The organism is Mesorhizobium sp. P2_A8, assembly GCF_056404935.1.
In genome coordinates this window covers 67,199-92,992 of the sequence record NZ_JBFUDB010000005.1, presented here as the reverse complement: position 1 = coordinate 92,992, position 25,794 = coordinate 67,199, and the positions used below count along the sequence as shown (strand labels likewise).

Here is a 25,794-nt window from a genome sequence, read left to right as displayed (position 1 = left end):
CGAACCCCGGGTTCGTCCCTCGCCGCCATTTTCCATGGGCCGACCATCATGCTGAACAACAGACCGCCATGCTGAACAACAAGCCGAACTGGCCGATCCTCGCCGCGATGATCGGCATCAGCCTGACCGCCTGCAAGATTCTGCCGACGAAATCGGCAGACAGCGGCAATGCTCCCGCCTTCAATCCGGCCAAGATGGTCGATGAGATGTGGGCGGCGAAGGTCGTGCCCTATCTCCAGCAGAAGGCCGGACCGTTTGCTGAGGTTCACACCCTGGCGAAAGCCGACCCGGCGGCTGCCGGCGCCAAATATGGCAATCCGAACAAGCAGGCGAATTCGCCCTGGACCTTCGCGGTTCGCCTGGAAGGCAAGATCGTCGCGGCAAATACGCAATCGCGCGCGGCGACGGTCGACGTCGATGTCGACGGCGACGGCAAGGCCGATGCGCGGGTGCAGATCGGACCGGCGGTGCGCGGTACCGCGCTGCGCGACAGCCTGGACTTCATCCAGTTCAACGACTTCACCAATCAGATCGACTTCGCCCAGTTCGGCAAGGCGTTCAACAGTTACGCCGACAAGACGATGCTGTCCAAGCTGCCGCGCGAAGCACTCGAAGGCCGCAGCGCCAAGGTGCTGGGCGCCTATACGCTGGGCAGCGGCCAGGATCTGCCGCTGGTGACGCCGGCGGAGGCAGAGATCGGGCCGAAGCCATGAGCACGCCCGCGGAGCGCGATGTCATCCTGAAGCTGGAGGACGTCTCCAAGGTCTATTCCGGCACCGTCGCGGTCAAGCGCGCCAATTTCGAGGTGCGCAAGGGCGCGGTCAATGTGCTGGTCGGCGAAAACGGCGCCGGCAAATCGACGCTGATGAAGATCATCGCCGGTGTCGAGCAGCCGACTGCCGGCCGTATCCTGCTGGAGGGTGAAGAGGTTTCCTTCTCGTCATCCGCGGATGCTGTGAACCGCGGCATCGGCATGGTGTTCCAGGAGCTGAACCTGTTCGGCAACATGAGCATCGCCGAGAACATTTTCGCCACCCGCGAAATTACCAACCGTCTCGGCAAGATCGACCGTAAGCAACAGGAGCGCCGCGCGGCGCAATTCCTCGAGCGGCTGGAAGCCGGTATCCGCCCGGACATGCTGGTCGAAGACCTGCGCATCGGCCAGCAGCAGCTGGTCGAGATCGCCAAGGCGGTTTCGCTCGACGCGCGCATCCTGATCATGGACGAGCCGACGTCGGCACTGAGCGCGGCGGAGGTCGAGATCCTGTTCAAGGTGATTGCCGACCTCAAGGCACGCGGCGTGGCGATCGTCTACATCTCGCATCGGCTCGAGGAGTTGATCCGCATCGGCGACTACATCACCGTGCTGCGCGACGGCCGCATCACCGGCCAGGAAGAAATGAAAAATGTCGACACGCAGTGGATCGTGCGGCAGATGATCGGCTCCGACGCCAAGGACTTCGCCAAGGCCGACGGCCATCTTCCCGGAGAAGAGATATTCCGCGCCGAGGACATCTGCCTGCCGCGCGCCACCGGCGGGCTTGCCGTCGACCATGTCTCGCTGTCGCTGCGCGCCGGCGAGATCTTGGGCATCTACGGCCTGATGGGGGCCGGGCGCAGCGAGTTGTTCGATTGCATCATGGGTCGCCATAGCCAGGCCACCGGAACGATCTTCATCGCCGGCAAACAGGTCAAGGAGCGCGACACGACACGGCGCATCCGGCGCGGCCTGGCGCTGATCCCCGAAGACCGCCAGCGCGAGGGGCTGGTCTCGATCCTTTCGGTTGCCAGCAACCTGACGCTGGCCAGCCTGTCGCGCTTCGTGCGCCTGTTCCACATCCGTGGCACCGAGGAGAAGCAGGCGGTGACGCAAATGGTGCGCGAGCTGGCGATCAAGGTCGCCGACCCGGCCCAGGAAGTCTCGTCCCTGTCTGGCGGCAACCAGCAGAAGGTGGTGATAGGCAAGGCGCTGCTCACCGGGCCGAAGGTGCTGCTGATGGATGAGCCCAGCCGCGGCATCGATGTCGGCGCCAAGGCCGACGTCTTCCGCACCATGCGCAAACTATCACGCGACGGACTGGGGATTCTCTTCGCCACCTCCGATCTCGACGAGGTGATGGCGCTGTCCGACCGGATCGCGGTGATGAGCAACGGAAAACTGACCGGCATGTTCGATCGCGCCGAGGCGACGGAGGCGGCACTCGTCGCTGCCTCGGCGCTTGGCCACGGACCGGCCCCGCATACGGAGACAATCGCCCATGACTGACATTCCGGCCAAGGCGGCTGCCCCCTCCGCTTCCGGCGGCTCGGTGCTGTTGACGCTGATGAAGGCGAGGACCTTCATCGCGCTGATCGCCGTGCTCGTCTTCTTCTCGATCGCGGCGCCGAACTTCCTGTCGACCGCCAACCTGATCCTGATGTCGAAGCATGTGGCGCTCAACGCCTTCCTCGCCATGGGCATGACCTTCGTCATCATCACCGGCGGTATCGACCTGTCGGTCGGCTCGATTGTCGGCCTGTGCGGCATGGTGGCCGGCTATCTCGTGCTCAACGGCATCGACCTGCAGATCGGCTATACGATCTATTTCAACGTCTTCGAGATCACCCTGATCACGCTGGCGGTCGGCATCCTGATCGGCGCGGTCAACGGATTGCTGATCACCAGGCTGAACGTCGCGCCGTTCATCGCCACGCTCGGCGTGCTCTATGTCGCGCGAGGCCTGGCGCTGCTGTCGTCGGATGGCCGCACCTTTCCCAACCTCGTCGGCAAGCCGGAGCTCGGCACCACCGGGTTCGGCTTCCTCGGCGCCGGCCGCCTGCTCGGCCTGCCGGTCGCGATCTGGATCCTGATCGTGGTTGCACTGGCGGCGGCCTATCTCGCCAAATACACGCCGCTCGGCCGCCACATCTTTGCCGTCGGCGGCAATGAACGGGCGTCGCGAATTTCCGGCGTCCGTGTCAACATGGTGAAGATGTTCGTCTACATGTTCTCCGGTTTCTGCGCAGCAATCGTCGGCCTGATCATCTCATCCGAGCTGATGGCCTCGCATCCGGCAACGGGCGAAAGTTTTGAGCTGAACGCCATCGCAGCAGCGGTGCTCGGTGGCACCTCGATGTCGGGCGGCCGTGGCACGATCGGCGGTACCATCGTCGGCGCCTTCGTCATCGGCATTCTTTCGGACGGGTTGGTGATGATGGGTGTGAGTTCGTTCTGGCAGATGGTGATCAAGGGCCTGGTCATCATCGTCGCAGTCGTCGTCGACCAGGCGCAGCGCCGCCTGCAGAGCCGCGTGACGTTGATGCAGATGGCGAAGGCGGGCTGAGCATGGCGGAGTTGCGTGGAGCGCTGATCGGCTGCGGCTTCTTTGCCGTCAACCAGATGCATGGCTGGCGCGACATCGCCGGAGCCTCGATCGTCGCCATCTGCGACCGCGACCCGGAACGGCTGCAGATCGTCGGCGACCAGTTCGGTATTGCGAAACGCTATGGCGATGCGGCCGCTTTGTTCGAAGGCGAAACGCTGGACTTCGTCGATATCGCCACCACAGCACCCAGCCATCGCCCGCTTGTCGAGATGGCGGCGCGGCACCGCGTTCCGGCGATCTGCCAAAAGCCGTTCGGACCGACACTAGCCGACGCCAAGGCGATGGTGAAGGCTTGTGCCGACGCCGGCGTGCCGCTGATGGTGCATGAGAATTTTCGCTGGCAGTCGCCGATCCAGGCGGTGCGCGCGGTGATCGACAGGGGCGAGATCGGAACACCCTTCTTCGGCCGAATCTCCTTCCGCTCCGCCTATGACGTGTTTTCCGGGCAGCCCTATCTGGCGACCGGAAAGCGCTTCATCATCGAGGATCTCGGCATCCACATCCTCGACATCGCCCGCTTCCTGCTGGGCGACGTGTCGACGATCACCGCGAGGACGGCTCGCATCAACCAGGCGATCGCCGGCGAGGACGTGGCGACGATGCTGATGGACCATGCCAGCGGCGCCACGTCGGTGGTCGACTGCAGCTATGCGAGCAAGCTCGCCGTGGAGCCGTTTCCCGAAACGCTGATCGAGATCGACGGCAGCGATGGCACGATCCGGCTGGCACAGGGATACCAGCTTACGGTCACCGGCAAGAGCGGCACAACGGTCAGCGACGTCTCGCCGCCGCTGCTCTCCTGGGCATCGCGTCCCTGGCACAACATCCAGGAAAGCGTGGTCGCCATCCAGCAGCACTGGGTCGACTGCCTGACGACGGGTACCGAGCCCGCCACCTCGGGCACCGACAACCTCAAGACCTTCGCACTGGTCGAGGCCGCCTATGCAGGTGCCGCAAGCCGCGAGCCGGTGCAGCTCGACGCCTTGCTGAAATGACCGCCGACGCCTTCCTCCTCCATGGTACGCGTGCCGTCGAGGTCGAGCCGGTGAGGCTGAGTGCCGGCCTGCTTAGCGCCGACTTCGTCAACGGCAATCTGCGCACCATCCGCCATGGCGGCACCGAAGTGCTGCGGGCCATCGCCTACATCGTCCGCGATCGCGACTGGGGCACCTACGAGCTGGAACTGACCAACCTTGTCATTGACCAGGGCGCAGGCACTTTCTCGATCAGCTATTCGGCAAGCTGCACCGGGCCGGACGCAAGCCGGCTCGGCTTCCGCGCCACCATCAAAGGCTCCGCCGATGGCCATCTGGTCTTCGACGTCAGTGCGTTGCCCGAGAGCGATTTCGAAACCAACCGCTGCGGCTTCTGCATTCTGCATCCGATCGCCGGACTCGCCGGCAGCCCGGTGTCGCTCGAACACACCGATGGCAGCGTGGTGGCGACAAAGCTTCCACTGCTGATCGACCCCTGGCAGCCGTTTAAGGATCTGCGCGCCATCACCCATGAGGTCCGGCCCGGCGTCAGTGCGGAATGCCGGATGGAAGGCGACGTGTTCGAAATGGAAGACCAGCGCAACTGGTCCGACGCCTCCTACAAGACCTACGTGCGGCCGCTCGCTTTGCCGTGGCCCTATATGCTGCCGGCCGGTCAGCCCAATCGCCAGACGATCAGCCTGCGCATCACCGGCAACGACAGCATGCCGGCTGCCGCTGCAACCGCCGAGCCGATCCGCATCGAACTCGGCGAAGCCGGACCGAAGCTGCCGGATATCGGCGTCATCATCTATCCCGATGAGGTCGAGACGGCACTGGCACGGCTGTCGACGCTGTCGGCGCTTGGCCCGCAACAACTGATCCTCCACTACGATCCAACGCGGGGCCATGGGCTCGACGCCTTGCGCTCCTTTGCCCGGCTCGCGGCAGCCTACCCAGCCCAGACGACGCTTGAATGCGTGGTTGCCGGCGTGGGCGATCTCGACGCCGAACTTTCAGCCGTCGCCGTCATGGTGCGCCAGGCAGGGCTAAAACTCTCGGCCATTGCCGTCTCGCCTTCGGTCGACCGGCAGTCGACGCCGCCGGGCAGCGCATGGCCGGAATGCCCGCCTCTCGAAGAGGTCTATGCCGCCGCCCGCCTTGCCTTCCCCGACATCCGCCTCGGTGGCGGCATGTTCAGCTATTTCACCGAGCTCAACCGCAAACGCGTTCCCGCCGACCGGCTCGACTTCATCACCCATTGCACCTGCCCGATCGTGCATGCCGCCGACGATCTCAGCATCATGCAATCGCTCGAGGCGCTGCCGTTCATCACCCAATCGACGCGGGCGATCTTCGGGGCAAAGCCCTACCGCATCGGCCCGTCGACGATCCCCATGCGCCAGAACCCCTATGGCGGCGCAACCAAGCCCAATCCAAGCGGACAGCGTATCGCGATGGCCGATCGTGATCCGCGCCACGCCGGCCTGTTCGGCGCCGCATGGACGATCGGCTATGCCGCACGCGTCGCACCGACCGGACTGGAGATGCTCACCCTCTCCGGTTTCACAGGGCCGTTCGGCGTGCTGGCGTCATCTGGAGAAGCCGTCGCAGAAGGAACACCCCGGCCGATCTACAGGGCTATCAAGGGGCTTTGCGAAATGGCCGGTCTCGCACATGTGGCGGCAAGGACGAGCGATGAGACCAAGGTGCTGGCGCTGGCCGGCCGCTCCGCCTCGGGCCACACCGTGGCGTGGCTGACGAACCTGACAGCGAACGACGTACCGGTCGACTTTTCAGCGCTTTGCCAAGACCAGTTCATGATGACGCCTTACGCGATCGTCCGGATCGGCTGAACCGTCACTTTTCGGAATTCATCACATAGAGGGCGCGCGAGCGCTCGAGATGCTTGATCATCGCCTTCTCGGCGCCGTCCGCATCCTTCTTCTCGATGCGCCCGATGATCTCCTCGTGCTCGGTCAGCGTGAACTTTTCCTTGCCGGTCCAGATCAGCATTTCGGTGTGATATTCCTTCAGCCAGCCGAGCATCGCCTCGCTGACGGCGAAATAGATCGGGTTGCCGGAGATCGCCGCGATCTGGGTGTGGAACTTCATGTCGGCCGAGATGAAGGCTTCGGAGTCGCCGCGAAAGCTGCGCTGTTCGGCAACAGTGGCCCTGAGCCGCTGCACATCCTCGGCGGTAGCCTTTTCGGCTGCTTCCCTGACCATGCCGCGCTCGAAGAAGATGCGCGCGGTCTTGAGATGCTCCAGCGTGTCCTTCGATGACGACAGGATGATCTTGGCCGCGCCGTCGACCTGTTTGATGATCGACTTGGCGGTCAGTTGCAGCACCTTGGCGCGCTCGCCATGCGAGATCGCCACCAGCCCCATATTGCTCAGTGCCTGCATCGCCTCGCGGATCGCCGGCCGGCCGACCTCGAAACGCTCCATCAACTCGCGCTCCGAGGGCATGTCGTCGCCCGGCATCAATTCGCCGCTGGTGATCAGCCGCTTCAGCCGCAAGAAGACCTCGTCGGAAAGCTTGCGCCGGACAATCGGTTCCGAACGGTTCATCGTCGCGAATCACTCCCTTGACCCGGCCCTATCTAACACTGCCGCTAGAATTCCCGGAAATTGCCGTCGGTCGACCCGCCCAAAACTTCCAGCCGGATATGTCTTGCAATACTTATGTACTCATTATACCAGATTTCGAGCACCGGTGAACCTTTTTCGAAGGCTAGGGCTTGAGACAGCGAACCATGATCACCCTCACCTATCGCATCGAAACCTCTGAAAGCATCGAGGCACTGGCCGCCAAGATCGCCAGCGACCAGTCGACCGGCACCTTCGTCGCGCTGCCCGGCGAGACCGAGGAGCTGAAGGCCAGGGTGGCGGCGCGCGTGCTGGCGATACGGCCCCTGCCCGACGCCGAGCGGCCCTCCATTCCGGAAGCCGGCGATGGACCGTTCAAGCGCGCCGATGTCGACATCGCGTTTCCTTTCGATGCCATCGGCACAGACCTTGCAGCGCTGATGACCATCGCCATCGGCGGCACCTATTCGATCAAGGGCCTGTCGGGCATCCGCGTCGTCGACATGAAACTGCCGGAAGAATATCGCGAAGCGCATCCGGGACCACAGTTCGGCGTCGCCGGCAGCCGCAGGCTGACCGGGGTCGGGGACCGGCCGATCATCGGCACCATCGTCAAGCCGGCGCTTGGGCTGAGACCGCACGAGACGGCGGCGATGGTGGGCGAGCTGGTCGCCGCCGGCGTCGACTTCATCAAGGACGACGAGAAGCTGATGAGCCCGGCCTATTCGCCCCTGGCGGAACGGGTGAAGGCGATCATGCCACTCATCCTCGACCACGAGCAGAAGACTGGCAAGAAGGTGATGTATGCCTTCGGCATCTCGCACGCCGACCCGGACGAGATGATTCGCAACCACGATCTGGTGGCGAAGGCCGGCGGCAATTGCGCGGTGGTCAACATCAATTCGATCGGCTTTGGCGGCATGGCGTTCCTGAGAAAACGCTCCAGCCTGGTGCTGCACGCCCATCGCAATGGCTGGGACATCCTCACCCGCCATCCCGGCCTCGGCATGGATTTCAAGGTCTGGCAGCAATTCTGGCGGCTGCTCGGCGTCGACCAGTTCCAGATCAACGGCATTGCTTCGAAATATTGGGAGCCGGATGCATCCTTCGTCGAGTCCTTCAAGGCGGTGACCACGCCGATCTTTTCGCCTGATGATTGCGCCCTGCCGGTCGCCGGCTCCGGCCAGTGGGGCGGGCAGGCGCCCGAAACCTACCAGCGAACCGGGCGGACGGTCGATCTTCTCTATCTCTGCGGCGGCGGCATCGTCAGCCATCCGGACGGGCCGGGCGCCGGCGTGCGCGCCGTGCAGCAAGCCTGGCAAGCGGCCGTCGACGGCACTCCGCTGGCCGACTTTGCCCTGAATCATTCCGAACTGGCGCGATCGATCGAAAAATTCGGTGACGGCAAGGCGGCTTGAAGTCATGCAGAACCTGCTTCTCAGCTACTATGGCGACGACCTCACCGGTTCGACCGATGTCATGGAGGCGCTCGAACTTGGCGGCGTGCCGACGGTGCTGTTCATGCGCCAGCCGAACGAGGCCTTGCTCTCGCGATTTGCGCATTGCCAGGCGATCGGTCTGGCCGGCACCAGCCGCAGCGAGACGCCACAGTGGATGGACACGCATTTGCGCGGCGCCTTCGCCTGGCTGAAGGCGCTGAATGCCGCAATCTGCCACTACAAGGTCTGTTCGACCTTCGATTCCAGCCCGACGATAGGCAGCGTAGGCCGGGCGATCGAGATCGGCCGCTCGGTATTCGGGCAGGACAGCGTGCCGCTCCTGGTCGGCGCACCGCAGCTCAAGCGCTACACCGCCTTCGGCCATCTCTTCGCGGCCTATCGCGATCAATATTTCCGCATCGACCGCCATCCGGTGATGAGCCGTCACCCAACGACGCCGATGGATGAATCCGACCTGCTGATCCATCTGTCACGGCAGACGGCGCTGAGCTCCGGGCTGGTCGACCTGGCGACGCTGCAGTCCGCGTCACGATCGGCTGCATTCGATCGCCTGACCGGAAACGGCACCGCTATCGTGCTTGTTGATGTCGACAATCTGGAAACGCAGGCTCTGGCCGGCAAGGAGATCTGGCGCGTCCGCAAGCCAGGCGGTTCGTTCGTCGTCGGCTCGTCCGGGGTCGAGTATGCGTTGCTGGCCGAATGGGCGTCGAATGACATCGTCAGCGCTGGACCAGGCTTCACGCTGCCGGGCGCCGCCGAACGGATCGCGGTCGTGTCGGGCAGTTGCTCGCCGACCACCGAACGACAGATCCGCCATGCCCTGTCCGAGGGTTTCGACGGCATCGAGGTCGATCCTGTCGAACTGGTATCGGAGGCTTCGGAGCTGGCGATCGCGGGTGCGGCGGCAAGCGGCCGCGCCAGCCTGCAAGCCGGGCGCAGCGTCATCCTCTACACCGCGCTTGGCCCCACCGCCGACAGAGGAGCCGAAATCGACCGGCAGGAAGGTGCCCGCCATAAGCTTGGCCGCGGCCTCGGCGAGCTGCTTCGCGCGCTGACGATCGAACAGAAACTGCGGCGCGTGGTCATCGCCGGCGGCGACACCTCGAGCCACGCACTCGGCCAGATGGGCATCGACGCGCTCACCGTGCGCATGCCGCTGCCGGCGTCGCCCGGCTCACCGCTATGCGTCGCCCATTCGCGGGTCGCGACGGTCGATGGGCTGGAGGTTGCCCTGAAGGGCGGACAGGTCGGAACCGACCGCTATTTTTGTGCCATCCGTGATGGCCTCAGTGGTTGACCATGATTTTATCGGCTTCTCGTGTGCCGGAACCATCATGGTAAGCATTGAGGCTGGGAAAAGACTTCTCTGATCGCCGCTCGCCAGCTGCTTTGAAGTTGCGTTCAGGCAGGCGCGTATTCGTTGGCCTCGAAAACGTGGTGATGCACGCGGCCGGTGAACATTTCGAGCAGTTCGCGGGTGACGTCGCGGCTCTGAAATCTCACCTCGGATTGAAGCGCCCGGTTGCAGCTGTCCATGTCCGGATAGCGGATGGCGAGCGCCATGGCATAGACTGGTGCGCCCTCGTCTCGCGCTGTGCCGTCGAGGACGCGCACTTCCTCGGCTCCGGGAAACTGCGTCCACAGCGGCACCAGCCGTTCCCTGACGAAGCGCCGGAACTCGCCCTCGCGTCCAGCGTGAATCTCACCTTCGAAGAGGGCATAGCGGATGATCATGGCGATGGGTCCTGATGTTCTGCGTGGAAGGGGCCCGGCAGAGCGGGCGCATTGCATGATGCGCCCGCGCCGGTGGATGCCTACTTGCCCCAGATCTTCTTGTATGCGTCGCGGTAGCCATTGTCGGGGTCGAACGTGTTCTTCGGCCCACCGTCGAACTCGACATTGTCGGCCGTCACCACATGCAGCGGCGACAAATAGCCCGACCATTTTTCACCGGCGATGGCGCGGTTCAGCTCGTCGACCAATTGCCAGCCCTGCAAGTTGAGCGGTTCGGCGACCGTTACCTTCTGGAACTGGCCGGCGCGAATGCGCTGATAGGCCGATTCCGAACCGTCGCCGGCGGCAACATTGATCGGCGCGTCGGTGCCGGCCTTGCCGGCGGCGGCAAGCGAGGGTCCCATGAAGTCGAAATAGAGGTCGTTGATCGCCAGCGAATGCGTCCAGGCATCGCCGTATTTCTGCAAGAGCGAAGTGGTGAGCTGCGGCATGCGCTGCGAGGTCTCGGCGATCGGCGTGTCGACATATTCGAGCACCTTGCCGCCCAGCCGCTCGATCTCCGCCTTCATCTTGTCGGCCTTGGCGATGGCAATGGCGTAGGTCGAATCGGTGAAGATGACGACGCCGGGCTTGCCCTTGGCATCGGCATAGGCCCAGTCGGCCGCGGCCGTGGAGACTTGCATGGCGTCGGTCGACACGTTGGCGAACACGCCGCTCTTCTCGTCGGGCCCGATCACCGGTCCGGCATGCCAGGAGACCAACGGTATACCCGCGGCCTTCGCCTGTTCCAGCGCCGGCGCCTGCTCGACCGCGTCAAAGCCGTTGATGACGATACCATTCGGCTTCAGCGCCATGGCCTGGCCGAAGGCAGCGGTGCGGCCACCAATCGAACCGGCGCCGTCGATCACCTTGACCTCCCAGCCGATCGCCTTGGCCGCTTCCTCGACGCCGTTGGTGACGCCCAGAATGCCGCCGTTCTTGAGGTCGCCGGCAAGCACGACGATCGTCTTGCCTTGCTGCGCCTTGGGACCGGTGGTCGGACCATCCCAGGCGGTAACCTTCTGCGCATATTTTTCGACGACCGCCATGGCGTCGGCCATCGCGTCCGCCCGTGCCTGCCCGGCGAACAGAGCCGGTGCGGCGATGGCCATCGCCATCAAGGCGACGGATGATTTCAGGAATGTTCTGCGTTGCATGTTGGTACCTCCCTTGGTTTCAAGAAATTGCGTGGTCTTTTCGAACTCGGCTTTCGTTGGCGTCGTGTCACTGGCTGATATCGCCCGCCACAGGGCCTACGCCGGCCGGATGTGCGTTGACGTAGATGGCGTAGAGGGATGTCTGCGCGGTGATGTAGAGGCGGTTGCGCTTGGGTCCGCCGAAACAGACATTGGAAACGAGCTCGGGAACCAGGATCCGCCCAATCAGAGTTCCGTCCGGAGCGTGGACGCGCACCGAGTCGGCGCTGGAGGCCCAGATGTTGCCGTCGCGATCGACGCGGAAGCCATCGAACAGGCCTGCCCCGCATTCGGCAAAGATGCCGCGTGCACGCGCCGACCGGCCGTCGGCGGCAAGGTCATAAGCCCTGATCGCGCGCGGCAGGCCGGGCACATGGCTGGCGCCACTGTCCGAGACATAGAGGATCGTCTCGTCAGGCGAGAAAGCCAGGCCGTTCGGCTGCACCATATCGGTGATGATGGCGCTCACCGCGCCCGAAACCTCGTCGAACCGGTAGACATGGGAGCCGCCGATCTCCGCTCTGGCGATCTTGCCCTCGTAGTGGCTTTCGATGCCGTAAACCGGGTCGGTGAACCAGATCGTGCCGTCGGATCTGACCACCACGTCATTGGGTGAATTGAACCGCTTGCCCGCAACGGTTTCGACAAGCGTCTGCCAGCGTCCGTCATGATCGAGCCGGGAGACACGGCGCCCGCCATGCTCGCAGGCAACGACGCGGCCTTCGCGGTCGAGCGTGTGGCCATTCTGGTTGTTGCAATGGGTCTCGAAGACGCTCACGGAACCGTCGCCTTCGTCGTAGCGCAGCAGCCGATCGTTGGGGATGTCCGACCACAGCAAATGCCTTGCGGCCGGGACGTACACCGGTCCTTCCGCCCAACGGCTGCCGGTCCACAGCCGTTCGAGCTTGGCATGCCCGATCGTCAGCTTTCGAAACCGGTCGTCCAGAATTTCGTATTCGCTCATGTCATGATCCCCGGGGTGTCTCGGCTGGTCACTTCGAGGATTGCGTAACAGTCTTGGTCTTGGCCCTGTGGGCCGCGCCGCGCTTGCGCTGGGCGTAGCCGGCAATGCCGATGGCAACGAGCAGCGTCACGCCGTTGAACAGAGGCTCGACGAAGAACGAGCCGCCGAACTGCTGAATGCCGGAAATGCCGACCGCCAGGATGATGACGCCAGTCATCGTGCCCCAGACATTGACGCGTCCGGGCTTGATGGTGGTCGAGCCGAGAAAGGCGCCGACGAGAGCCGGCAGAAGATATTCCAGCCCCACACTGGCCTGGCCGATGCGCAGCTTGGAGGCCAGCAGCACACCTGTCAGCGCCGTCAGGAAACCCGAGGAGACGAAGGCGCCGATAACGAAGCGGCGCACCGGAATGCCGTTCAGCGCCGCGGCCTTCGGGTTGGCGCCGATGGCATAGACGTAGCGGCCGATCGGCAGATATTCGAGGATGATCCACAGGGCGACGGCGATCGCGAGCACGTAGAGGCCGGTGATCGGCAGCCCGAACACCATCGTGCCATTCAGCGCGTAGAAGCCATTGGGCAGCACGCCGACCACCTGCCGGCCGCCAGTGTGCCAAAGCGCCAGCGCATAGAGCACGGTGCCGGTGCCGAGCGTGGCGATGAAAGAGTCGATGCGGGCGACTTCGACCAGCAGGCCGTTGAGGAAGCCGGTTGCCGCGCCGAGAAGCAGCACGATCATCACCGCCAGCGGCCACGGAATTCCGAACATGGTCTGCAGGCTGATGGCCAGGATGTGCCACAGCACGATGCCGTAGCCGACGGTGAGGTCGATGCGACCCGACGCCATCGGAATCATCGCCGCCAGCGACAACAGCGCGATGATCGCCTTGTCGGAGATGATCGAGCGCAGGTTGAGCAGCGTCGGAAACGTGTTCGGCAGCAGGATCGAAAACAACAGGATCAGCAATACGGTGAGAATCACCAGGCCGTAGACCGGCAACAGCCGGATGATCTTCTGCCCCAGCGGCAAGCCCGCCATTTCGCCGCGGGTCGGTTCGAGTGCGCTGGATTCGATCGATTGCATGGCTTTGCTCCGGAAAGGTCAGGCGGCTTCGGAAGCCGATGCCGCGGTGATCACGGCGGATGTGTTCAGGTCGTTGCCGGTGAGTTCGCGAACAATGCATCCCCGCGAGAACACCAAGGCGCGATGGCAGATATGGGCGATCTCCTCGAAATCGGTCGACACCACGACGACGGCGAGACCGGCTTCGAGGGCGCGGCCGATCAGCCGGTAGATCTCGGCCTTGGCGCCGACATCGACGCCGGCGGTCGGATCTTCGGCGATCAGCAATGTGCGGCCGGTATGGAGCCAGCGCCCGACAACCACTTTTTGCTGATTGCCGCCGGACAACGCCTCGATCGGCAGGTTCGGATCGTTGGGGCGCAGCCCGACCGAGCCCCCGATCACTTGCGCAAGGGCAGCCTCCTTGTGTGGCGCCAGGAAGGAGAACAGGCCGCGCTTGCCGGCGCCGGGATTGAGGAAGCTGTTCTCCCGGATCGACAAGGAGGCCGCGATCGACTCTTCGGTCCGGTCGCGGGCGATCAGCCCAACACCGGACGACATCGCCGCTATCGGGCTCGACAGGTCAGGCGTAACGCCATTGATCGCCACCGAGCCGGAAAATGTCTGACAGCCGAACAGCGCCCGGCCGACCAGTTCCTGTCCGGCGCCGCGCAGGCCGACCAGCCCGAGCAGTTCGCCCTTGCGCACGTCGAACGACACCGGCCCGGCGCCGGCGCAGACCAGGTCACGGACAGAGCAAACCGTCTCGCCGGCCTGAGTCTCGGCTTTGGTGAAGACCTGGCTGACCGGACGGCCGACGATCATCTCAACCAGCTCGTCCGGCCTGGTATCGGCGACCTTCTTCTGGCCCACCAGCCTGCCGTCGCGCAGCACGGCGACGCGGTCGGCGATGCGGAATATCTCGTCGAGCCGATGCGAGACATAGATCATGCCGACGCCGCGCTGCTTGAGCGGGCGGATTGCGTCGAACAGACGCTCGACCTCATCGGCAGGCAGGCTGGCGGTCGGCTCGTCGAGCACAAGCACATCGGCCTCGGTGGCCAAAGCGCGGGCGATGGCGACCAGCGATTTTTCGGTGCGCGTCAGATCCTGGACACGCGTCGTCGGGTCAAAATCACAGCCGACCAGCTTCAGCGCCTCATGCGCCCTCGCCTCGGTCGATCGCCAGTCGATGAGGCCCGAGCGAAGCGAAAACCCTTGAGCGAGGCCGACATTCTCGCCAACCGTCATCCATTCGATCAGGCCAAGATCCTGGTGAATGAAAGCGACGGACTGGCGCTGGTTCGGCTGCGGCGGGCGATGATGATAGGGCTCGCCGCGAAACAGGATGCTGCCGCCATCCGGCCTGTAGATGCCGGCAAGCGTCTTGATCAGCGTTGACTTGCCGGCGCCATTCTCGCCGAGCAGAGCCAGGATCTCGCCCTTGTGCAGATCGAGCGTCACGTCGGAGAGCGCACGGGTGCCGCCGAACTCCTTCGTAATCGACTTGAACTCGATCAGTTTTTCCTCAGGCACAGAGCGTTCCTCCCAAGATCGCCAAATTATGTTATCGATAACATTTCTGGGCGTCAAGCAACAAAATCAGAGCCCGCCGATCAGCCGATCTTACCGTCGAGCAGGCGCATCATCTCGGCCGAATCCCTTGGCCCCAGACCAGCCGCGCAAAGCAGGCGGTGAACCTCCACGACCTGCCCGGTCATCGGCATCGGCGTCTTTGTCTTCAGAGCAAAGGACTGCAGCGAATCCAGATCCTTCAACATGTTGTCGATGCGGCCAGTCGGTGAAAAATCCCGAGCGGCAAACTTCGCCATGAACTCCTGCATGATGCTGGAATCGGCGCGTCCGCCCTTGAGTGCCGCCGGGATTGCCTTCGGATCGACGCCGCCGGCTTCGGCGAGTTTCACGGCTTCGGCAACAGCCTGGAACAGCACTGCGCAGAAAAGCTGGTTGATCAATTTGGTGGTCTGCCCTGCCCCGCTCGGCCCCATCAGCGTGTAGTTGGCGCAGAGATGCCGCATCACCGTACGCGCGTGTTCGAAGTCAGCCACGTCGCCGCCCGCCATGACGGTCAGCCGTCCGGCCAGCGCACCGGGAACGCCGCCCGAAAGCGGGCAGTCGAGCCATTTCATGCCGGTCTCGGCCGCCAGTTTCTTCGCCATCTGCGCGGTATCGGCCGGGTCGATTGACGACATGTCGATCAGCAGTTTTTCGGGCGACGCCGCCGCCGCGACACCGCTATCGCCAAACACCACGGCACGCACGATGTCGGCATGGTTGAGGCTGAGGATGACGAAGTCACTGGCGCGCGTCGCCTCGGCAATCGACGCGGCGGCGACAGCGCCCTTCGCGGCCAGGACGGCGACCTTGGCCTTGTCCAGATCGAACACGGTGACCGCCAGCCTTGCCTCGATCAGGCGGGTGGCGATCGCCGATCCCATGATGCCGGCGCCGACAATGCTGATTTTTGCCGCTTCTGTCATGTCAACGTGCCTCTTTCTTTGTGCTGGCAGCGGGCGCGACACTGAGGGCGCTCAGCCCCTCCAACGCCGTGCCGACAATGCTGTCGACCGGAGCGTTGATATCCACGGTGACCACCAGGCTCTCACCTTCAGGATTTTCCAGCGCCGCGAATTGGCTGTCGAGCAGCGCTGGCGGAAAGAAATGGCCGCTGCGCTCGGCGAGCCTGGCTTGCAGTAGGGCGCGCGACCCCTCCAGGAATATGAAAACCACCGACCCACCCACCGCATGGCGAAGCCGATCACGATAGGATTCCTTCAGCGCCGAGCAGCTTACGACAAGCCCACGGCCCTCCTCATCCGCCTGGCGCAGGGCTGCACCCACCAGATCCAGCCACGGCCAGCGATCATCGTCGGTGAGCGGGATGCCGGCTGACATTTTCTCGACATTGCCGCGCGGGTGCAGCGTGTCGCCTTCGACGAAGGCAAGCCCAAGTCGCGCCGCGATCTCGATACCGATTCTGGTCTTGCCGCAGCCGCTGACGCCCATCACGACGATGAGCCGGGACTCAAAGGCAGGTTGTGATGCCGCCATCAACATAAAGCGTATGTCCGTTGACAAAGGATGAGGCCGGTCCGGCCAGGAAGACCGCCGCGCCGATCAGTTCGCCGACATCGCCCCAGCGCCCGGCCGGCGTGCGGTTGGTCAGCCAGGCCGAGAATTCGGGATTGTCGACCAGCGCCTGGTTGAGCGGCGTCTTGAAATAGCCCGGCGCGATGGCGTTGACCTGCAGGCCGTGCTTGGCCCAGTCGGCGCACATGCCGCGCGTCAGGTTGCGCACGGCGCCTTTGGTGGCCGTGTAGGGGGCGATGTTGGGACGGGCGAGTTCGCTCTGCACCGAAGCGATGTTGATGATCTTGCCGCGCCGCCGCGGGATCATGTGCCGCGCCACCGCTTGCCCGACGAAGAAAACGCTGGAGATGTTGGTGCGCAACAGCTCGTCCCATTTGTCGGCGGGGAAGTCCTCGAGCGGTGCGCGGAACTGCATGCCGGCATTGTTTATCAGGATATCAATGGCGCCAACCGTGGCCTCGACTTCGGCCACACCCCTGGCGACCGCCGCATGATCGGTGACGTCGAAGACGGCGCTGTGGGCCTTGTGTCCCTTGGCCGCGAGCGCATCGACCGCCGCCGTGATTTTTTCGGCGCTGCGGCCGTTGAGCACGATTTCAGCACCGTGCTGCGCCAGCCCCTCCGCCAACGCCAGGCCGATCCCCTGTCCTGAACCGGTGACCAGCGCCCGCATTCCGGTCAAATCGAACAACGAACTGTCCACGTGCTTCTCCCGAGGATGTCTCTGAAGAGGATGCGATTTCCATCGCGCCATCGCCAGCACCTATTGACATGAATGTTATCGATAACATAGTCAATAGGGAAAATGAACTCCCTGAGGAGACGACGCAGTGACCGACATACTGATGACCGGCCCCTATCCAGATTGGGACATGGCGGACCTCGAGGACAAGTATCGCGTCCACAAACTGTGGCAGGCCGAGGACAAGGACGCGCTGGTCGGCCGTCATTCCGGAGCCATCCGGGCCATCGCGACGCGCGGCGAGCTCGGCGCCAGCGCCGCCCTGATGGCGAAGCTGCCGAAGCTCGAAATCGTTTCCTGCTACGGCATGGGCACCGACGCCATCGATCTTGCCTATGCGAGAGCGAACGGTATCCGCGTCACCAACACGCCGGACGTGCTGACCGAGGATGTGGCGGATATCGGCATCGGCCTGCTGCTCGCCGTGGCGCGCGAGATTCCGCAGGCCGACGCCTATGTGCGCGCCGGAAACTGGCGCAAGGCCAACATGCCGTTGGTGACGCGCGTTTACGGAAAAAGGCTCGGCATTGTCGGCATGGGCCGCATCGGCAAGGCGGTGGCCCGGCGTGCGGCTGCCTTCGACTGCGAGATCGCCTATTTCGGCACCCACAAACACGACGACCTGCCTTATGGCTTCGTGGGCGATCTGGTCGATCTGGCACGTCGAAGCGAGTTCCTGATCGTGACGCTGGCCGGCGGCGAAGGAACGAAGAACATCGTCAACGCAGAGGTTCTGGCAGCGCTCGGGCCTGACGGCATCCTCATCAACATCTCGCGCGGCAGCACCGTCGATGAGACGGCGCTGCTCGCTGCGTTGGAATCCGGTGCGATCAAGGGCGCCGGGCTCGACGTGTTCTGGAACGAGCCGACGATCGACGAGCGTTTCGCGAAGCTTTCCAACGTCGTGCTGCAGCCTCATCATGGCAGCGGCACCGTGGAGACCCGCAAGGCCATGGGTCAGTTGGTTCGCGACAATCTCGCCGCCCATTTCGGCGGGCGGGCCTTGCTGACACCGGTCGCCTGAGAAAGGATCACCCTTCATGAAGTCGATCGTTATTCACGCGGCCAAGGACCTTCGAATCGAAGAGACAGATCTAGGTGTTCTTGGCGACGGGCAGGTCGAGATCGCCGTCGAAGCCGGCGGCATCTGCGGTTCGGACCTGCACTACTATAACCATGGCGGCTTCGGCGCGATCCGCCTTCGCGAACCGATGATCCTTGGCCACGAGGTTGCCGGCACGGTGAAGGCCGTGGGTGGCGCCGTTTCCGCTCTCGCTATCGGCGACCGCGTCGCGATCTCGCCCAGCCGGCCCTGCAATGCCTGCCGCTATTGCCTGCAAGGCATGCAGAACCAGTGCCTCAACATGCGCTTCTACGGCAGCGCCATGCCTATGCCGCATATACAAGGGGCGTTCCGCCAGCGCCTGATCGCAGAGGCGTGGCAATGTCACAAAATCGCCGACCATATCTCCATCAACGAGGCCGCTTTTGCGGAGCCCTTCGCGGTTACGCTGCATGCGATGAACCGCGCCGGCTCGCTGCTCGGCAAACGCGTTCTGGTCACCGGCTGCGGGCCGATCGGCGCGCTTTGCATCCTGGCCGCGCGAGCCCACGGCGCGCGCGAAATCGTCGCCACCGATGTCATGGATGGCGTGCTGACAAAGGCCGAGGAGATCGGCGCCGACCGTACAATCAATGTCGCGACCAATGGCGAGAAGCTCGCCGCCTACAATGTCGACAAGGGCAGTTTCGATGTGATGTTCGAGGCCTCCGGCAACGAGCGCGCCGTGCGTGCGGGGCTCGATGTGCTGAAGCCGCGCGGCGTGCTCATGCAACTCGGTCTCGGCGGCGATCTGTCGATCCCGCAGAACCTCATTGTCGCCAAGGAGATCGAGATGCGCGGCACCTTCCGATTCCACGACGAGTTCGCGCTCGCCGTCGATCTGATCAATCGCCGCCGGGTGGATGTCAAACCGCTGCTGACGGGGATCTATCCCCTCGACGAGGCGGTTGCGGCCTTCGAGATCGCCGGTGACCGCAACAAATCGATGAAGGTCCAGATCGCGTTCTGAATATCCGTTCGTTGCGCTAGAAGCGCATCAGCACATCGCCTCAAACCGCGTCGGCGCCGATCGCCGTCAGCGCGGCGCGTGCCACGTCGAAATCCTGCTCACCGGTCCCCGAACCGACACCGATGCCGCCCGCCAGGCGGCCACCGAAGCGGATCGGCAGGCCGCCAGGCAAATTGGTCACGGCGCCCTGCGAGGCTATCCCGGCGGAGAGTGCCGCTTCGGACGCCATGCCGCCGGTGGCAGCGTTGATCGACGCCGCCGTGCGCGCCTTTGCCTGCGCCGTGCGCAAGCTCAGGAACCGTGCGCCGTCCATGCGCAGGCTGGCGAGTGTCTCGCCGCTTGCATCGACGACCACAAGACATTGCGGCACGCCCATCGTGACGGCTCGTGCGGCTCCGGCGGCCACGGCTTTCAACGCGCCGTCATGCGTGAGGCTGATGGTCTCTCGAAACATCACAATAGGAACAGCCTTTCGCTTGGAATTTTCTGCAGGAACTCAGGTGCTTTCGCGCTCGACGACGCGATAACCGGTCAGGATGATTTCCTGTTCATGCTTCTTCTCGCCGCCGCGGATGATCTGGATAAGCCTGCGGGCGGCCTGTCGCCCGATGCCAAAGCAGTCCACGTTCACGGTGGTGATGCCGGGATGGCAAAAGGCGGCAACCTCATAGTCGCCAAAACCGGCAATTGCGATGTCCTGCGGGACCCGCAGTCCACGACGCTTGCATTCCATCAGCGCGCCAAAGGCCGAAAGGTCGGAAACGCAGAGCACGGCCTCGGTGTCCGGCCAGCGTTCCAGCATGCTGACAACCGCCTGGCCGCCTTGTTCGATGGAGATCGGCGGCACGCCGAAGGAGACGAGCCGGCCGGTCGGCAGGCCGAGTTCCTCGATGGCGCGGACGAAGCCTTCGCGCCGCTGGCTGCCGCGCGTGTCGCGCGAGGTCGTGCCACCGATGTACCCGAATTTTCGGTAGCCTTTCCTGGCCAGCGTCTTGACCAGAAGCCCCATCGCCTCTTCGTTTGAGAATCCGACCACCTGGTCGATTGGTTTCGCCGGCAACTCCCAGGTTTCGACTACCGGAATGCCCGCGTTTTCAAGAAGCCGGCGGGCGCGCTCCGTATGGGCGCCGCCGGTCAGAATGATGCCTTCAGGCCGTCGACGGAGCATGGCCTCGATGAGCTTTTCCTCCTTCTCGACCGTATAGTCGGTGTAGCCGAGCAGAAGCTGGAGTCCCGTGCTTTCCAGTTCATCCGTAATACCGCGCGCTGTGTCGGCGAAGTTGGAATTGTTGAGCGATGGAACCATCGCAGCAACAAATCCAGTCTTGCGCGAGGACAGGCTGCCGGCCGACTGGTCGAGCACGTAGCCGAGGTCGTTGACCGCGACCATGATCTTTTCCCGAGTGGCCTTCGACACCCGGCTGCCTTCCTTCAAGGCCCGCGAGACTGTCATGGTCGACACACCCGCCCGCAGCGCCACGTCGACCATCGTCGGCGCGTGGCTCTCGCCCGGTCTCGATGAGGCTGCCTTGGCCATCACGCCCCTTTACCGGCTGTCCGTGTCGGTCTGCTGATGGCAAACATCAAATCTGGCGTCCGGCATCGCTTATGAAACACCCATCGGAATCAGAATAAAGGTATGTTATCGATACCATATCGGCGTGACAATAGCCAAGACGCGAAGCCCGGTGTCCGCCCGCTTGGGAAAATCATGTTTACGCGGCCTCTGTTAGACAAAAACCGATGTAGCCAGATTTGAAGCAGCCACCGAGGCAGGGCGCGCTGAAGAAGCCTGACCTCGGCCGCGATCGAAGCAACCTCCGGTAGGACCGGGAACATCCAAAGCCATGGGAGAGATCCGAGCTTTGCGCCCTGCTCCGATACGCTCATTGATCTCGGTCAAAGCACCTATTGACCCAATGCCTAGTCTGCGTTCATCGACAAAGGAGTTGGATTCATGGTCAAGACGATGAAGGCCGCCGTCGTACGGGCATTCGGCAAGCCGCTTACGATCGAGGATGTGCCGGTGCCAGTGCCGGGGCCAGGTGAACTGCTCGTCAAGGTTATCGCCTGCGGTGTGTGCCATACGGACCTGCATGCCGCTTCCGGCGACTGGCCGGTCAAGCCTGTGCCGCCCTTCATCCCTGGCCATGAAGTGGCGGGCGTCGTTGCTGCACTTGGGCCAGGTGTGACCGGTTTCAAGGAAGGCGATCCGGTCGGCGTTGCCTGGCTGCACGACGCCTGCCTGAGCTGCGAATATTGCGAGACCGGTTGGGAGACGCTGTGCGAGCATCAGCACGATACCGGCTATAGCTGCGATGGCGGCTTCGCCGAATATGTCATCGCTTCGGCAGCCTTCACTGCGCGACTTCCAGTTGGTGTCGATTTCGCCCAGATGGCCCCGATCCTGTGTGCTGGCGTCACGACCTACAAGGGATTGAAGGAGACCGAGGCACGCCCGGGCGAATGGGTGGCGATTTCAGGCATAGGTGGCCTCGGCCATGTGGCGATCCAGTATGCCAAGGCGATGGGCTTCAACGTCGTGGCACTCGACGTCACACCGGAGAAGCTCGCTTTGGCGCGTACGACCGGAGCGGACGTGGCCATCGATGCCCGCTCACCGGACGCGGTGGCCGACGTCCTCAAGGCGACGGGCGGCGGGGCCCACGGCATTCTGGTGACGGCCGTCTCGCCACCGGCCTTCTCCCAGGCGATACACATGGTGCGCCGCAAGGGTACGGTCGCCCTGGTCGGACTTCCGGCGGGAGAATTCCCGACTCCGATCTTCGACGTCGTGCTGAAGCGCATTACCTTACGCGGATCAATCGTCGGTACACGACGCGATCTTGACGAGGCCATTGCCTTCGCGGCCGAGGGCAAGGTGCGGGCCGAGATCACCAAGGCGCCGTTGAGCGACATCAACACGGTCCTCGCTCGGCTCAAGGCGGGCAAGATCGAGGGCCGCGCGGTTCTTGACCTCACCGCGCCGATAGAGACCAGCGTGAGGAAGACCGAAGCCGCATATGCCTAGGTTATCCGGTGGCCGCGCCTCCAAACGTCCGCGCCACACCGGCGCGGGCGATCTCGTCCGAATCTTCGTTGGCCAGGGAAAAGTGCCGGTCGAGCAGGTCCTTCAAGCCCGCCATGGTAGCTCGCCGGCACCAGGATTGATCTCGCACAAGGACCAGGGGCCTCCTGAGTCGCTAGGGTGCGCTCATGATCCTCAATCTGCTCATCGGCACCATCGTCATCAGTCTGACGGTGCTCATCCACACGTTTGGCCTGATCGCCGTTACCCATGCGATGGGATTCCTTGTGGCACGGTTTCGCATGCACGGGCGTCACAGCCGCACGGTCGCAATGATCAGCGTGGTGATGGGCCTCTTCGCCGTCATGACCACCGAGATATGGCTCTGGGCCGGGCTGTACCGGCTGCTTGATATCTTCGGCGACTTCGAGACCGCCCTGTACTTTTCGACGATTACCTTTTCAACGGTCGGCTATGGCGACGTCGTACCCGATCACGCATGGCGCGTGCTGGCCGCACTGGAGGGCGTGAACGGATTTCTACTCATTGGCTGGTCGACCGCCTATCTGATCGCTGCCGGAATCCGAATCGGCCCGTTCAAGGCCGGAGAGCATTTCTGATCGGTGTTCAAACCGCACCCGAATGCCTGATCTCGCCGACCGCGAGATGCAATCTCGGTTTCCGATCGAGCCCGATGTCGGCTTGTCAACGGCGGGAGCTCGGCTCCGAATCCCGTGCGACATCTAAACCCTGACAGGCATGCACGTCGCCGCCAGCGAACGCGAAGCGACTCCTTGATCGTGATCAAAGATTGCCTTGGTGAGTGGACTATGATTCCCACTTCGAAGGAGAACCACGATGCAGAACATCAAGGTCGATGAAGCCCTATGGGCATCCAGCATGTTGCCGGAGGGCATTGTAGAGCGATGGTTCATCTCCAGCGGTGCCACGATCAAGGTTGGCGAGCGGATAGCCGAAGTTCGAATTGAAGACGCGCTGCACGAGATCATAGCGCCAGCAAACGGGCGCGCAACGATTATCGCGGCAGTCAACGCCGTCATCGAACCCGGTTCGGTGCTCGCAACATTGGATGGCACTCTGCGGCCTGGCTGACGACGCTCGGCGGGAATAGCGCCCCTACCTGAACAGCGTTCCCTAGGCCCTAAGACGGCAAGAACCGACGCCGAATAGAGAAGATTTGCACGATGCTGATCCGCACACTCTCCGTCCTGGAATGCACCAAAATACTGACGGCCAATCGTGTGGCCCGCCTGTCGTGCGCCAAGGACGGGCAGCCGTATGTCGTTCCGGTGCACTATGCGTATGCCGACAATCATCTCTACGTGTTTTCCATGCCGGGCAAGAAAATCGACTGGATGCGCGCCAACCCGCTGGTGTCTGTCCAGGTCGACGAACGCGGCGAAGGACGGGGCTGGCAAAGCGTGGTTGTCGATGGCCGCTATGAGGAACTTCCCGACCGGATAGGCCACAAGCTCGAGCGCGACCATGCCTGGACGTTGCTGAGCAAGCACGCCGACTGGTGGGAGCCCGGCGCCCTCAAGCCGGTCGTACCTCCCGTTTCAGACAGCACACCGCACGTATTCTTCCGGATCCTCGTCGAGCAGGTGTCCGGCCGGGAAGCAAGCGACTAGGCCGCTTTCGACCGCTCTATGCATCGCGCGGAGTGTTGGCAAACGACCGGTCTGGCAACCCGGAAGTGCCCGCTGCGACGCAGCGGTTATCCTCAACGCGTTGCGCGCACTTGGCGATGGACATCTCGGATGCGCATGAATGATGATGTCGATGAGCGGGTGGACAGCATCATGGCGCAGCAGAATCTGGTCGTCTGCAACAAATGCGGTGGAGTCAACCGCCTGCCGCCGGCTCGCTATGCCATGGAGGCGAAATGCGGAGCGTGTGGGACCAGGCTTTTTTCGGTGCATCCTGAAGACGTCGCCGTCGCGACTTTCGATCATCAGACCGCGCGCAGCAGCCTGCCCGGAGCCGTCGAAATATGGCTTGGCATTCGCAGCATCCCTGCCATGATCCTCTTCGGCGGACGCGAGGTAGCGCACACATCCGGCGCAATGACGGCAGGCCAGATCGCCAGGTGGGTTCGCGACCGCCTGCCGGCGATCGCCGACTGAAAGTAGCCGCGCCAATGGACTCACTCATCGCCCGGCTCGGACTGGCCCTTGCAATAGGTTTGCTCGTCGGTTTGGAGCGTGGCTGGCAAGAGCGGGATGCACCTGATCGCAGTCGAACGGCCGGCATTCGGACATTCGGTATTTCCGGCCTGCTCGGCGGCGTTCTCGCGGCACTGGCCAACGCGCTCGGCGCGGTATCCGTGCTGGTCGGCGGCTTCATCGCCTTTGCGGCGATCTTCGCCTGGTACAAGGCCCGCGAGGCGGTCCATGATGAGGACTTCAGCGTTACGAGCGTGATAGCAGGCCTTGCCGTGTTCGCGCTCGGTGCGCTCTCGGTCGCCGGTGATTACCAGGCCGCGGCTGCCGGAGGGGCAGCACTCGCGGCGGTCCTTGCCAGTCGCGAGATCCTGCATGGCCTCCTGAAGCGACTGACGTGGATTGAGCTTCGTTCGGCGCTGATCCTGGCAGTGATGACGGCGATCGTGCTGCCCCTGCTACCAAACCGGACGATGGACCCATGGGGCGGTTTCAATCCGTGGGAGGTCTGGTTCCTGACGGTGCTGATGGCCTCCATATCCTTCGCCGGCTATATCGCCGTCCGTGTCCTGGGAAACGCGCGCGGCCTGCTCGTCAGCTCGCTTGCTGGTGCAATCGTCTCTTCCACCGCCGTAACCGTCGCGCTGGCTCGCAACGCCGCCTCGGCAGGCAATCCACTGCCGCTCGCTGGCGCGGCCTCACTGGCTGCGATGGTTTCGGTGCTACGCGTTTGCGCGGTGGTTCTGATCATCGAGCCAAGCGTCTTCGCTTCGATCGGGATTCCGGCGATTGCCGCGGCGCTCTCCTTCGCCGCTTTCGGAGCGTTGCTGCTGGCTCGGGATAGCGGGGATCGCGAAGCCGGCGCGATCGCACGTAATCCATTCGAGCTAGGCCCGTTGCTGCTCTTCGCCCTGCTGTTTGCGGTCGTGGCCACCGCGAGTGCCGGGCTGGCTACGCAATTCGGTGGCCGCGGCTTGCTGGCCAGTTCGATGCTCGCCGGCGCATTCGATGTCGATGTCTCGGTGCTTGGCGCGCTGCGCCTGGTCAAGCATGCGGTGCCCGTCGAGACCGTGGGGCAGGCGGTGCTCGCGGCGCTGGCAGCAAACGCGATCGGCCGCCTGTCACTCGCAGTATTTGCTGGTCCGGTCAGGTTCTGGTTGCCGCTGGCCGTCGCAACCGTGATCGCCGCGACCATGGGCATCTGCGCGTTCCTGTTGCTCGGTCCTGGATAGAAGTGCTGTTCTCGAGTCTTCTTTGATGCGAATGGAGGC

27 protein-coding genes are annotated in these 25,794 nt (G+C 63.6%); 16 read left to right on the top strand and 11 right to left on the bottom strand.

The window, feature by feature from the left end; translation table 11 throughout:
- Positions 1-68 precede the first annotated feature (68 nt).
- Genes AC1D10_RS15735 through apnL form a run of 5 tightly spaced genes read left to right on the top strand, consistent with a single transcriptional unit; the run spans position 69 to position 6,195 of the window.
- The gene (locus AC1D10_RS15735) at positions 69-713 is read left to right on the top strand and encodes a DUF2291 family protein (RefSeq protein WP_477273280.1); all 645 of its coding nucleotides are present in this window, start codon (positions 69-71) and stop codon (positions 711-713) included.
- Positions 710-2,266: a sugar ABC transporter ATP-binding protein gene (locus tag AC1D10_RS15730; RefSeq protein ID WP_477273278.1), complete on the top strand. Its 1,557-nt coding sequence runs from the start codon at positions 710-712 to the stop codon at positions 2,264-2,266. Before AC1D10_RS15735 ends, AC1D10_RS15730 begins: the two co-directional genes overlap by 4 nt.
- The gene (locus AC1D10_RS15725; RefSeq protein ID WP_477273276.1) at positions 2,259-3,323 is read left to right on the top strand and encodes an ABC transporter permease; all 1,065 of its coding nucleotides are present in this window, start codon (positions 2,259-2,261) and stop codon (positions 3,321-3,323) included. Before AC1D10_RS15730 ends, AC1D10_RS15725 begins: the two co-directional genes overlap by 8 nt.
- A 2-nt stretch (positions 3,324-3,325) precedes the next feature.
- Positions 3,326-4,360, top strand: a complete 1,035-nt coding sequence (locus tag AC1D10_RS15720) for a Gfo/Idh/MocA family protein (RefSeq protein WP_477273274.1) — start codon at positions 3,326-3,328, stop codon at positions 4,358-4,360.
- Positions 4,357-6,195, top strand: a complete 1,839-nt coding sequence (gene apnL / locus AC1D10_RS15715) for a D-apionate lactonase (RefSeq protein WP_477273272.1) — start codon at positions 4,357-4,359, stop codon at positions 6,193-6,195. The genes AC1D10_RS15720 and apnL overlap by 4 nt, the downstream gene beginning before the upstream one ends.
- Positions 6,196-6,199: 4 nt before the next feature.
- Here apnL and AC1D10_RS15710 read toward each other — a convergent pair whose 3' ends face one another.
- The gene (locus tag AC1D10_RS15710; RefSeq protein WP_477273270.1) at positions 6,200-6,913 is read right to left on the bottom strand and encodes a transcriptional regulator NanR; all 714 of its coding nucleotides are present in this window, start codon (positions 6,911-6,913) and stop codon (positions 6,200-6,202) included.
- Positions 6,914-7,098: 185 nt separating this feature from the next.
- Here AC1D10_RS15710 and oiaX point away from each other — a divergent pair, with 185 nt between their 5' ends.
- Both oiaX and AC1D10_RS15700 read left to right on the top strand, forming a co-directional pair.
- A complete protein-coding gene (oiaX, locus tag AC1D10_RS15705) occupies positions 7,099-8,349 on the top strand; it encodes a 3-oxo-isoapionate-4-phosphate decarboxylase OiaX (protein ID WP_477273268.1) in 1,251 nt (416 codons plus the stop codon).
- A 4-nt stretch (positions 8,350-8,353) separates the two neighbouring features.
- Complete coding sequence (locus AC1D10_RS15700; protein ID WP_477273266.1) at positions 8,354-9,688, top strand: four-carbon acid sugar kinase family protein; 1,335 nt, start codon at positions 8,354-8,356, stop codon at positions 9,686-9,688.
- 104 nt (positions 9,689-9,792) lie between these two features.
- On the opposite strand, the gene AC1D10_RS15695 is transcribed toward AC1D10_RS15700, so the two are convergent.
- The 8 genes from AC1D10_RS15695 to AC1D10_RS15660 form a co-directional block, all read right to left on the bottom strand.
- Complete coding sequence (locus tag AC1D10_RS15695) at positions 9,793-10,125, bottom strand: hypothetical protein (protein WP_477273264.1); 333 nt, start codon at positions 10,123-10,125, stop codon at positions 9,793-9,795.
- 80 nt (positions 10,126-10,205) lie between these two features.
- Positions 10,206-11,321 carry an ABC transporter substrate-binding protein gene (locus AC1D10_RS15690; RefSeq protein ID WP_477273262.1) on the bottom strand — a complete coding sequence of 372 codons (1,116 nt, stop codon included), beginning with the start codon at positions 11,319-11,321 and terminating at the stop codon, positions 10,206-10,208.
- Positions 11,322-11,388: 67 nt separating this feature from the next.
- Entirely contained in the window at positions 11,389-12,324 is a 936-nt protein-coding gene (locus AC1D10_RS15685; RefSeq protein ID WP_477273260.1) for an SMP-30/gluconolactonase/LRE family protein, read from the bottom strand.
- A gap of 28 nt (positions 12,325-12,352) precedes the next feature.
- Positions 12,353-13,408, bottom strand: a complete 1,056-nt coding sequence (locus AC1D10_RS15680) for an ABC transporter permease (protein ID WP_379092613.1) — start codon at positions 13,406-13,408, stop codon at positions 12,353-12,355.
- 18 nt (positions 13,409-13,426) lie between these two features.
- A complete protein-coding gene (locus AC1D10_RS15675; protein WP_477273257.1) occupies positions 13,427-14,923 on the bottom strand; it encodes a sugar ABC transporter ATP-binding protein in 1,497 nt (498 codons plus the stop codon).
- 80 nt (positions 14,924-15,003) lie between these two features.
- On the bottom strand, positions 15,004-15,888 hold the full coding sequence (locus tag AC1D10_RS15670; protein ID WP_477273255.1) for an NAD(P)-dependent oxidoreductase: 885 nt from the start codon (positions 15,886-15,888) through the stop codon (positions 15,004-15,006).
- 1 nt (position 15,889) lies between these two features.
- Positions 15,890-16,465: a gluconokinase gene (locus tag AC1D10_RS15665; protein ID WP_477273253.1), complete on the bottom strand. Its 576-nt coding sequence runs from the start codon at positions 16,463-16,465 to the stop codon at positions 15,890-15,892.
- Complete coding sequence (locus AC1D10_RS15660; RefSeq protein WP_477273251.1) at positions 16,434-17,252, bottom strand: SDR family oxidoreductase; 819 nt, start codon at positions 17,250-17,252, stop codon at positions 16,434-16,436. Before AC1D10_RS15660 ends, AC1D10_RS15665 begins: the two co-directional genes overlap by 32 nt.
- A 91-nt stretch (positions 17,253-17,343) precedes the next feature.
- Here AC1D10_RS15660 and AC1D10_RS15655 point away from each other — a divergent pair, with 91 nt between their 5' ends.
- On the top strand, positions 17,344-18,264 hold the full coding sequence (locus tag AC1D10_RS15655; RefSeq protein WP_477274101.1) for a 2-hydroxyacid dehydrogenase: 921 nt from the start codon (positions 17,344-17,346) through the stop codon (positions 18,262-18,264).
- A gap of 16 nt (positions 18,265-18,280) precedes the next feature.
- Positions 18,281-19,312 carry an L-idonate 5-dehydrogenase gene (locus AC1D10_RS15650; RefSeq protein WP_477273249.1) on the top strand — a complete coding sequence of 344 codons (1,032 nt, stop codon included), beginning with the start codon at positions 18,281-18,283 and terminating at the stop codon, positions 19,310-19,312.
- A 40-nt stretch (positions 19,313-19,352) separates the two neighbouring features.
- Here AC1D10_RS15650 and AC1D10_RS15645 read toward each other — a convergent pair whose 3' ends face one another.
- Both AC1D10_RS15645 and AC1D10_RS15640 read right to left on the bottom strand, forming a co-directional pair.
- Positions 19,353-19,772 (bottom strand): GlcG/HbpS family heme-binding protein, encoded by a 420-nt coding sequence (locus AC1D10_RS15645; protein ID WP_477274099.1) that lies wholly within the window; start codon positions 19,770-19,772, stop codon positions 19,353-19,355.
- Between the two features lie 36 nt (positions 19,773-19,808).
- Positions 19,809-20,765 (bottom strand): LacI family DNA-binding transcriptional regulator, encoded by a 957-nt coding sequence (locus tag AC1D10_RS15640; protein WP_477274097.1) that lies wholly within the window; start codon positions 20,763-20,765, stop codon positions 19,809-19,811.
- Here AC1D10_RS15640 and AC1D10_RS15635 point away from each other — a divergent pair.
- The 7 genes from AC1D10_RS15635 to AC1D10_RS15605 all read left to right on the top strand — a co-directional run bounded on the left by AC1D10_RS15635 (position 20,701) and on the right by AC1D10_RS15605 (position 25,755).
- A complete protein-coding gene (locus AC1D10_RS15635) occupies positions 20,701-20,886 on the top strand; it encodes a hypothetical protein (RefSeq protein ID WP_477274148.1) in 186 nt (61 codons plus the stop codon). The two genes, AC1D10_RS15640 and AC1D10_RS15635, sit on opposite strands and share 65 nt — an antisense overlap.
- Positions 20,887-21,269: 383 nt before the next feature.
- A complete protein-coding gene (gene adhP / locus AC1D10_RS15630; RefSeq protein ID WP_477273247.1) occupies positions 21,270-22,343 on the top strand; it encodes an alcohol dehydrogenase AdhP in 1,074 nt (357 codons plus the stop codon).
- A gap of 185 nt (positions 22,344-22,528) precedes the next feature.
- Entirely contained in the window at positions 22,529-22,960 is a 432-nt protein-coding gene (locus AC1D10_RS15625) for a potassium channel family protein (protein ID WP_477273245.1), read from the top strand.
- A 238-nt stretch (positions 22,961-23,198) separates the two neighbouring features.
- A complete protein-coding gene (locus AC1D10_RS15620) occupies positions 23,199-23,453 on the top strand; it encodes a biotin/lipoyl-containing protein (protein WP_477273243.1) in 255 nt (84 codons plus the stop codon).
- A gap of 92 nt (positions 23,454-23,545) precedes the next feature.
- Complete coding sequence (locus AC1D10_RS15615) at positions 23,546-23,992, top strand: pyridoxamine 5'-phosphate oxidase family protein (protein ID WP_477273241.1); 447 nt, start codon at positions 23,546-23,548, stop codon at positions 23,990-23,992.
- Between the two features lie 171 nt (positions 23,993-24,163).
- Entirely contained in the window at positions 24,164-24,487 is a 324-nt protein-coding gene (locus AC1D10_RS15610; protein WP_477274095.1) for a thiol reductase thioredoxin, read from the top strand.
- A gap of 14 nt (positions 24,488-24,501) precedes the next feature.
- On the top strand, positions 24,502-25,755 hold the full coding sequence (locus AC1D10_RS15605) for an MgtC/SapB family protein (RefSeq protein ID WP_477273239.1): 1,254 nt from the start codon (positions 24,502-24,504) through the stop codon (positions 25,753-25,755).
- Positions 25,756-25,794: the final 39 nt, after the last annotated feature.